Origin of the sequence: [Collinsella] massiliensis, from assembly GCF_002161605.1 — a bacterium.
Taxonomy (GTDB): Bacteria; Actinomycetota; Coriobacteriia; order Coriobacteriales; family Coriobacteriaceae; genus Enorma.
Window position 1 is genome coordinate 83,673 of the sequence record NZ_NFIE01000009.1, and the last position, 8,549, is coordinate 92,221.

5 protein-coding genes are annotated in these 8,549 nt (G+C 67.6%); 1 reads left to right on the forward strand and 4 read right to left on the reverse strand.

All coding sequences use genetic code 11. The features are described 5' to 3' along the window. Window positions 1–4 precede the first annotated feature (4 nt). The 4 genes from B5G02_RS05170 to B5G02_RS05185 are packed head-to-tail and all read right to left on the reverse strand — an operon-like array spanning window position 5 to window position 5,226. Complete coding sequence (locus tag B5G02_RS05170; RefSeq protein ID WP_094335429.1) at window positions 5–937, reverse strand: ABC transporter permease; 933 nt, start codon at window positions 935–937, stop codon at window positions 5–7. Next, a complete protein-coding gene (locus B5G02_RS05175) occupies window positions 931–2,916 on the reverse strand; it encodes a prolyl oligopeptidase family serine peptidase (RefSeq protein WP_094335430.1) in 1,986 nt (661 codons plus the stop codon). Before B5G02_RS05175 ends, B5G02_RS05170 begins: the two co-directional genes overlap by 7 nt. A gap of 1 nt (window position 2,917) precedes the next feature. Beyond that, window positions 2,918–4,069, reverse strand: coding sequence for an amidohydrolase family protein (locus tag B5G02_RS05180; RefSeq protein WP_094335431.1), 1,152 nt, complete (start codon window positions 4,067–4,069; stop codon window positions 2,918–2,920). After that, window positions 4,060–5,226 carry an amidohydrolase family protein gene (locus B5G02_RS05185; RefSeq protein ID WP_094335432.1) on the reverse strand — a complete coding sequence of 389 codons (1,167 nt, stop codon included), beginning with the start codon at window positions 5,224–5,226 and terminating at the stop codon, window positions 4,060–4,062. Before B5G02_RS05185 ends, B5G02_RS05180 begins: the two co-directional genes overlap by 10 nt. A gap of 431 nt (window positions 5,227–5,657) precedes the next feature. On the opposite strand from B5G02_RS05185, the gene B5G02_RS05190 reads away from it, so the two are divergent. Further along, a complete protein-coding gene (locus tag B5G02_RS05190) occupies window positions 5,658–8,213 on the forward strand; it encodes an ATP-dependent helicase (protein ID WP_094335433.1) in 2,556 nt (851 codons plus the stop codon). Window positions 8,214–8,549: the final 336 nt, after the last annotated feature.

Genomic DNA, 8,549 nt, shown 5'->3' on the forward strand with positions numbered 1-8,549 from the left:
GTCATCACGCCTTCTCGATGCTGTCGCGGAACTTGGGGTTGAGCAGGGCGTTCACCAAGTCGAGCACGAGCATGATGATCATGTAGGTGAACGAGAGGAAGAGCGTCGCGCCCAGCACGATGGGCGTGTCCTTCATGTTGATAGCGTTCAGGATGGCGCTGCCGAAGCCCGGCAGGCCGAAGACCTGCTCGGCGATGATGGCGCCGCCGAGGAGGCCGGCGAAGCTCATGCCGAGGTTCGTGAGGACGGGCATCATGGCGTTGCGGATGACATGGATGAAGACGATGCGGTTCTCGCTCGCGCCCTTCGCCCGCGCCGTGCGCACGTAATCCTGGTTGAACTCATCGAGCATGGTGATGCGCACCATGCGCGCCACGTATGCCGCCGAGGGCAGCGCGAGCGTGGCCACGGGCAGCACGAGGTTCTTCCACGTGCCGATGCCGTGCGAGGGGAGGATGCCCAGCTGCAGCGAGAAGAGCAGCATGAGCATGAGGCCGAGCCAGAAGCTCGGGATGGAGGCGAACAGAAGCGCGATCGTGGTGGTGCCCACGTCCACGGCCGTACCCTTCTTCAGCGCCGCGAGCACGCCGATGGGGATGCCGAGCGCGGCGGAGAAGAGCACCGCCAGGAAGGCGACGGTGAGCGTGGTGGGGAACTTCGGGATGAGGATAGCCGTCACGTCGTTGTGCTGCGTGTAGGACTCGCCGAAGTCACCCTGGAGGGCGCCCGCCATGTAGTCGATGTAGCGCTCGGGCAGCGGGCGGTCGTAGCCCACGGCGTGGTTATATGCGTCGATCTGCTCCTGCGTGGCGTTGATGCCGAGCGCCGCCTGGCCGGGCGTGCCCGGCGAGAGCGAGAGCACCACGAAGGTGAGCACCGAGACGATGAACACCGACGGAATGATGAACAGGATGCGCTTGATCATGTATTTCAGCATGAGCCGATTCCCTTCAGGTGCTCCTCCAGGAAGAGGTGCATCTCGGCGATGGTGCGCCAGAACTCCTCGGGCGTGCCGCCGCGGTTATGGCTGCCCTGCGCCAGTACGCGCAGCAAGATGGGGGCGTCCCCGGTCGTCGCGGCCTGCACGCGCGCGGCGAACTTCTTGCCATGGTAGGGCGGGACGTTGTTGTCGCACTCGCCCGTTTGGATGTAGACGGGCGGGTAGGCGACGTCTTGGACGTTGTGGTAGGGCGAGTACGAGAGCAGGTACTCGAACATCTCCTTCGAGGCACGCGGGTCGCCGTACTCGGTGATGTACATGGGGCCGCGGTCGTCGTCGGCCACGTGGATCATGTCGGTCTGGGGCACGGAGTCGATCACGCAGCCCCACAGGTCCGGGCGCATGGTCACGAGCGCGCTCATGAGCAGGCCGCCGTTCGAGCAGCCCACGATGCCGATGTTGCCGGCGCTCGCCCAGCCGTCCTTGATGAGCTGCTCGGTGACGCCGATGAAGTCCTCGTAGCAGTGGCGCTTGGAGTCGAGCATGCCGGCCTCGTGCCACGCCGGGCCGTACTCGCTGCCGCCGCGCAGGTTGAGGTGGACGTACACGCCGCCGGCCTCCACCCAGCGCGGGACCTCGGTCATCGAGACGAGCTCGGTGTACCAGGGGAGCGTGGGGCTGTTGTAGCCGCCGTAGGCGTACATGAGCGCGGGCGCGGTGCCGTCGGGCTGCGCGTCGCGTGCGCGCACGAGGTAGTAGGGGATGAGCGTGCCGTCGCCCGTGGAGGGCGCGAAGTGCTGCTCCACCACGATGTCGGAGTGGGTGGCGTCGCTCGTGGCGTAGACCTTTTCGAAGCGCTCGCCGTCGAAGGCCAGGATGCACGGGGGCATGGTGAAGCTCTGGAACGAGAGGAAGGCGCGGGCGTCATCCTTGCCGGCCACGCTGAGCTCGCCCATGGGGTCGGGCAGCTCGATGGCCTCGCCCGTGGCGACGTCGATGAGGCGGGCGCTCACATCCTCGAGGGCGAGGGCGAAGAGCTTGCCCGCGCACGAGAAGCCGCCCGTGAGGAAGAAGCGGTCCTGCGGGGCGAGGACGGTGCGCTGAGAGCCGTCGTTCGCCACTGCGACGACCTCGCCGTGGTCGTTTGCGCTCGTGGAGACGAAGCAGTGGCCGTCGACCGTGGAGTCGATGTACTGCCACGCCTCGGGCGTCTCGGAGAGGCGGTGCACCTCGCCGCTGGCGGTATCGCAGGCGTACCACAGCGCGCGGGAGTAGTCGCTCGCCGCGCCGAAGAGCGCCCAGCGGCCGTCGCCGGACATCTCGACGTAGGCGATGATGTAGTTCTCGTCCGGGGCGAAAAGGGTCTCCTCGGTGTCCGTCGCGGGGTCGTAGCAGCGCCAGGAGCTGCGGCACTCGTGCGTCTCGAGGTTCGACTCGGTGAGCGCGTAGTAGATCTTGCCCGTCGCGCGCGACCACGCGATGGAGAACGTGCCGTCGGCCTTGAAGACGGGCGCCTTGCGCTCGAGGTCGTAGACGACCACGGACGGGCGCGCCGCGCCCATGTGCTGGGCGAAGAGGCCGATGATGTCGGTGCGGCCGGGCGCGGGCAGCGCGCGGAAAAGCTCGAGGTCGCCGAGGCCGGGCAGGTCCTTCAGGGTTCCCGTCTCGTTGAAGTCGGCGTCGAGGATCGCGATGTCGTAGCCGCCGCCGTCGGTGGAGCGCGAGGTCACGTAGCCCTCGCCGAAGGGCTCGACCGTCATGTAGTTCTCGGGCAGCTGCGTGGCCTTGAGCTGGGCGATCTTCTCGTCCACGCCGCGCGTGGCGAAGTAGGCGTCCGTATAGGCGTTCTCGCGCGCCACGAAGTCGCGCACCTCGGGGTCGTCCTTGTCGCGCAGCCAGGCGTAGGGGTCGGCGAGCTCGATGCCGTGCCAGTTCTCGACCACGTCGACCGTTTTGCACGCGGGGTAGTTCTTCATGCTAGGCCTCCTCGGAAAAGACCGTCGCGCCGTCGATGATGACGCGCTTGAGCACGGCGTCCGTGGCGAGCGAGGGCAGCGCGGTCCAGATGCAGAGGTCGGCGTCCTTGCCCACCTCGAGCGTGCCCACGCGGTCCTCGACGCCGATGATGTGCGCCGCGTTCGACGTGACCATGGCGAGCGCGCGCACCGGGTCCATGCCCCAGCGGACGGCCTCGCCCATCTCGAAGATGAGCTGGTTCTTCACGGTGATGGGACCGTCGGTCATGACGGCCACGGGGATGCCGCGCTCGTCCAGGCCGGCGCAGCACTCGGGGTCGAGCTTGCCGCCCTCGCCCGGGAAGAGGGGCTCGGCGGTGGGCCCGAAGATGACGCCGCGCACGTGCGGGTCGGAGAGCGCGTCGTAGAAGTCGCTCGCGCCCTGGGCGTGGTCGATGGTGACCTCGATGTCGAAGTCGCGGGCGATTTCCACCACCTGGGTCATGTCGTGCATGTAGGTGTGGACCTTGAGCGGGATCTCCTTCTTGAGGACGGGGATGCCGTGCTCGAGGCCGAGGTCGAACTCGGGCGCCTGCTTCTCGGGGTCGGCGGCCGCCTCCTCCTTCCGGCGCAGGTAGTCCTGGACGTCGCGCAGGTAGGAACGGAGCAGGTAGATGATGCTCATGCGCGTCATCGGGCTCTTGGTCTGCTTGGAGTACACGCCCTTGGGGTTGATGCCCGTGGCGGCCTTGAGCACGGCGGGGTGCTTGATGAGGCGGTCGTCGCCCGCGCTCTTGAGCACGATGCCCCAGCCGCCGATGACGTTGCCGGAACCCGGCACGAGGCAGCTCGTGGTGATGCCCTGCTCGAGGTTCTTCTCGAAGAACTCGCTCGTGGGGTCGATGCCGTAGAGGGCGTCGAGCTCGGGCGTGCGGGGGCAGGTGAGCTCGTTCAGGTCCTGCTGCTCGCCATGCCCGCCGAAGCCGCCCACGTGGCTGTGCGCGTCCACGAAGCCGGGCGTCACGACCATGCCCGTGGCGTCGATGACCTCGGCGCCGGGGATGTCGATCGTCTCGGCGATCGCGGCGATCTTGCCGCCGTCGATGGCGATGTCGGCGCGCGTCACGCCGGCCTCGGCCATGGTGTAGAGGGTTGCTCCCTTGATCACATGCATGTCTTCTCGTCCCCTTCCGCGTAGACGACCTCGCCGGCCTGGAAGGTGCGCACCGCATGCGCATCGTAGGTCTTGAGGGGGTTCGCGCTCCACACGCACACGTCGGCGCGCATGCCGGGCGCGATGGCGCCGATGGTGTCCTCGACGCCCAGGATCTTCGCCGGGGCGGAGGTGATGGTGGTGAGCACGCGCTCCTCGTCGTGGAGCTCCTTCATGAGCTCGGCGGCGTTCCAGATGAGGTCTTCGCGCGCGCCGAGGGTGTTGGAGTACTCGCCGGCGAGCGCCACGTCGACGCCCTTGTCCATGAGCTTGGCGACGGCCTTCCACGAGAAGGGCGCGGGGGCGCCGGCCTCGTCGAGCGGGGAGCTGGGGTTGCGCACGATGAGCGAGACGCCGCGCTCGACCATCCAGTCCTCGTCGCCCGTGAGGCCCGAGCCGTTCATGATGACGAAGCGCACCTTGGGGTACTTCGCGAGGATGTCGCGGACGTGCGCGATGGCCACGCCGCTGTCGCACGAGACGATGAGCGGCAGCTCGCCCTCGACCACGGGTTTGAGTGTCGCGAGCTTGTCGTTCGGCTTCTCCTCGGGCTTGGGGTCGTAGGCCTCGGCCAGGCGGAGCTGCTCGTCGAGGTGGGTGAAGATCCACATGCGGGTCTGCGGGGCGGCGCCGCGCTTGCCGTAGGCGTCGCGCATGCTGCCCATGACGGAGGCCGCCATGGCCACGTTGCGCTTGATGAGGAGGTCGTAGGGGTTCACGCCCGTGAGGCCGACGACGGAGACGGTGCCGCCGAAGAGGTTGTTGTCCGTGGGGGCGACGCCCTGCGCCGTGAGGCCCCAGGCGCCGAGCTGCTGCGTGGTGGCGGCGCGGCCGTTGAACGCGTAGAACGCCTCGAGCTCCGGCGTGATGGGCTCGGAGAGCTCGTCGTTGTCCTGGGAGGACGGGCGGATCTCGGTCATGGAGCCGTTGACGCCCCAGTGGCCGATCGCCTGGATGAAGCCGGGCATGACCTCCATGCCGGCGGCGTCGAAGACCTCCTCGCCCTCGCGGGCCGGGAGATCCGGGGCGACCTCGGTGATCACGCCGTCTTCGATGCGGACGCTCGCAGGGAACGCACTGCCCCTGCCATCATGGACGGTGCCGTTTGCGATGAGCATGGACCCTCCTTTTTGGTATATACGACCATGAAACCCTATAACCTTAACAAAGTACCACGTACTTTGTATACAGCGTGACCCCGGTGCCAGAAACGAAACATTTGCTGGGGGCGTGCGCGCCCCGGGCGTGCGTCTATTGCATATAATCTTATCTATGGGAATTATTATGCAATACTATTCCAATTTTCTTATATATCATGCTGTGTTATGAATATGCCTGCATTCGTGCACATTTGGCGTCCGCGCGCGCCGGTCTCGTGCGGCGGCACGCGCGCTGCCTGTCCCGCCGCGCTTTCTGTGCTGCGCCCGGCCCCACCCGTGGCCGCTGATGCCGGGGCGGCGCCCGGATCATCACGCCGGGTTCATATCCCTGTCCGGTCGGGCGGGTATACTGGGTGCGCTCGATCCAGAACGTTCGGAGGTCCGCTTCCATGCCCACGTACGCTGTAGACATCGATTCGCTCAACCCCGCGCAGCGGGAGGCCGTGCTCACCACCGAGGGGCCGCTTCTGGTGCTCGCCGGCGCGGGCTCGGGCAAGACGCGCGTGCTCACCTACCGCATCGCGCACATCGTGGCCGACCTCGACGTTCGCCCGTGGCGCATCCTCGCCATCACCTTCACCAACAAGGCGGCGGCCGAGATGCGCGAGCGTCTGCAGGCGCTCCTGCCGGATGGCACGCGCGGCATGTGGGTGTGCACGTTCCACGCCATGTGCGTGCGCATGCTGCGCGAGGACGCCGACCTGCTGGGCTATACCGGGCATTTCACCATCTATGACGACGACGATTCGCGCCGCATGGTGCGCGACATCATGCAGGCGCTCGGCATCGAGCAGAAGCAGTTCCCGCTCAACATGATTCGCTCGAAGATCAGCGCGGCGAAGAACGCCATGGTGGGGCCGGAGGAGTTCATGCGGCAGGCGAACACCCCGCCCGAGCAGAAGGCCGCCCAGGTCTACCTGGAGCTCGAGCGCCGCCTGCGCGCGGCGAACGCCATGGACTTCGACGATCTCCTCGTGCGCGCGCTCGAGCTTTTGCGCACGCGCCCGGAGGTGCTCGAGAAGTACCAGGAGCGCTTCCGCTACATCTCGGTGGACGAGTACCAGGACACGAACCACGTGCAGTACGAGATCGCCAACCTGCTCGCCGCGAAGTACCAGAACCTCATGGTGGTGGGCGACGACGACCAGTCCATCTACTCTTGGCGCGGTGCGGACATCTCGAACATCCTCGACTTCGAGCAGGATTTCCCCCAGGCGCGCGTCGTGAAGCTCGAGCAGAACTACCGCTCCACGGGGCACATCCTCTCGGCCGCCAACGCCGTGGTGCGCCATAACTCGCAGCGCAAGGACAAGCGCCTGTTCACGGCCGAGGGCGACGGCGAGAAGATCCAGGCGTACCAGGCTGCCGACGAGCGCGACGAGGGCCGCTGGATCGCGGGCGAGATCGAGAAGCTGCACGCGGGCGGCATGAGCTACGACGACATCGCGGTGTTCTACCGCACGAACGCGCAGTCGCGCATCCTGGAGGATATGTTCCTGCGCGCGGGCGTGCCGTACAAGATCGTGGGCGGCACGCGCTTCTTCGATCGCGCGGAGATCCGCGACGTCATGGCGTACCTCAAGATGGTGGTGAACCCGGCGGACGAGATGAGCGTGAAGCGCGTCATCAACACGCCGCGCCGCGGCATCGGCTCGACCTCCATCGCCAAGATCGAGGCGCTCGCGCGGCAGAACCGCTGCAGCTTCTTCCAGGCCTGCGAGTTCGCGTGCGCCGAGACGGGCATGTTCAGCGCGAAGGTGCGCAACGCCCTCGGCGACTTCGTGGCGCTCGTGCGCGAGGGGCGGCGCATGGACGGCGAGCTCCAGCACGTGGTCGAGGCCATCGTGGAGCGGAGCGGCCTCATGCAGGCGCTGCGCGCCGAGGGCACCATGGAGTCCGAGGGCCGCGTGGAGAACATCCAGGAATTCCTGGGCGTGGCGGCGGAGTTCGAGGAGAGCCACGACGACATCGAGGGTACCCTCGAGAGCCTGGAGGAGCTGCGCGCCGCCGGCATCGCCGATGAGTCAATGGGGACGGGTTCATTTGACTCACGCGATGCCGGAGATACGGTTGGGGACGGCGTGTTCCCGCGTGAGTCAAATGAACCCGTCCCCATTGACTCGGCGCCGGGCGAGATCGAGCGCGCGTACGGGCCGCTTGCCTGCGCGGCGCTGCCGGCGCTCCTCGAGTGGCTCGCGCTCCGCAGCGACCTCGACTCCCTCGCCGGCGAGTCGCGTGCCATCACGATGATGACCGTGCACTCCGCGAAGGGCTTGGAGTTCCCGGCGGTGTTCGTCGCCGGCCTCGAGGAGGGCATCTTCCCGCACGTCGCGGGCTTCTCCGACGACCCGGCCAAGCTCGAGGAGGAGCGCCGCCTGGCCTACGTGGCCATCACGCGCGCCCGCAAGCGGCTCTTCCTCACCTACGCGGCGACGCGCCGCACATACGGTTCCACGCAGGCGAACCCGCGCAGCCGGTTCGTGGGCGAGATCCCCGCGGAGGACATCGAGTTCTCCGGCGTGGGATCCGCGGGCTTCGAGGGCACGGGCTGGGAGAAGCGCGGCGATCGCCACGGCACGTTCGGCTCCGGCGTGGGGTCGGATATGTACGGAGGCCGGGTGTTCGGCTCGTACACGCGCTCGACCGGCAGCGTCTCGCGGCGCACGCACATCAGCCCGGACGCGGGGCTCAAGCCCGCGACGTTCGGCAGCGGCACGAGCCGGGTCGCGCGCGGGCATGCGGCGGCGCCCAAGGTGGAGCAGCGGCGCCCGGACGCGGCGCGCGCCGCCGAGACCTTCGCGCCCGGCGACACCGTGAGCCATAAGACCTTCGGCACCGGCACGGTCATCAGCGCCTCGGGCGACATGATCGAGGTCAAGTTCGACAAGACCGGCCAGGTGAAGAAGCTCATGAAGGGGTTCGCGCCCATCGTGAAGGTGGGGTAGGGGAGCTGCTGGGGCGGTCGCCGTGCCGCCCTGCAGCGTTGCTGCATCGCCCCGTGGCGTCGGCCGCACCGCCTCATGGTGCCGTCGTGCCGCCCCGTGGTGCCGACCTTCTCTTCCACCGGGAAAACGCGGGGATGTCGGGGATCGCGGCAACGTTTCCGGCTTGCTATCGCTGTTGCGGAGGGGTTTGGTTCCCAAAGTGAGCGAAAGGGAGTGCGGCGGCCACCTTGGACCGCCTACGTCGCGTAGCCGAGGCGCCCCCTGCGCCCGGCGATCGTATCGTACACCGTCCGCCCGCCCTCGCGGAAGGCCTTGAGGCGCCCGGTCGCGTACCAC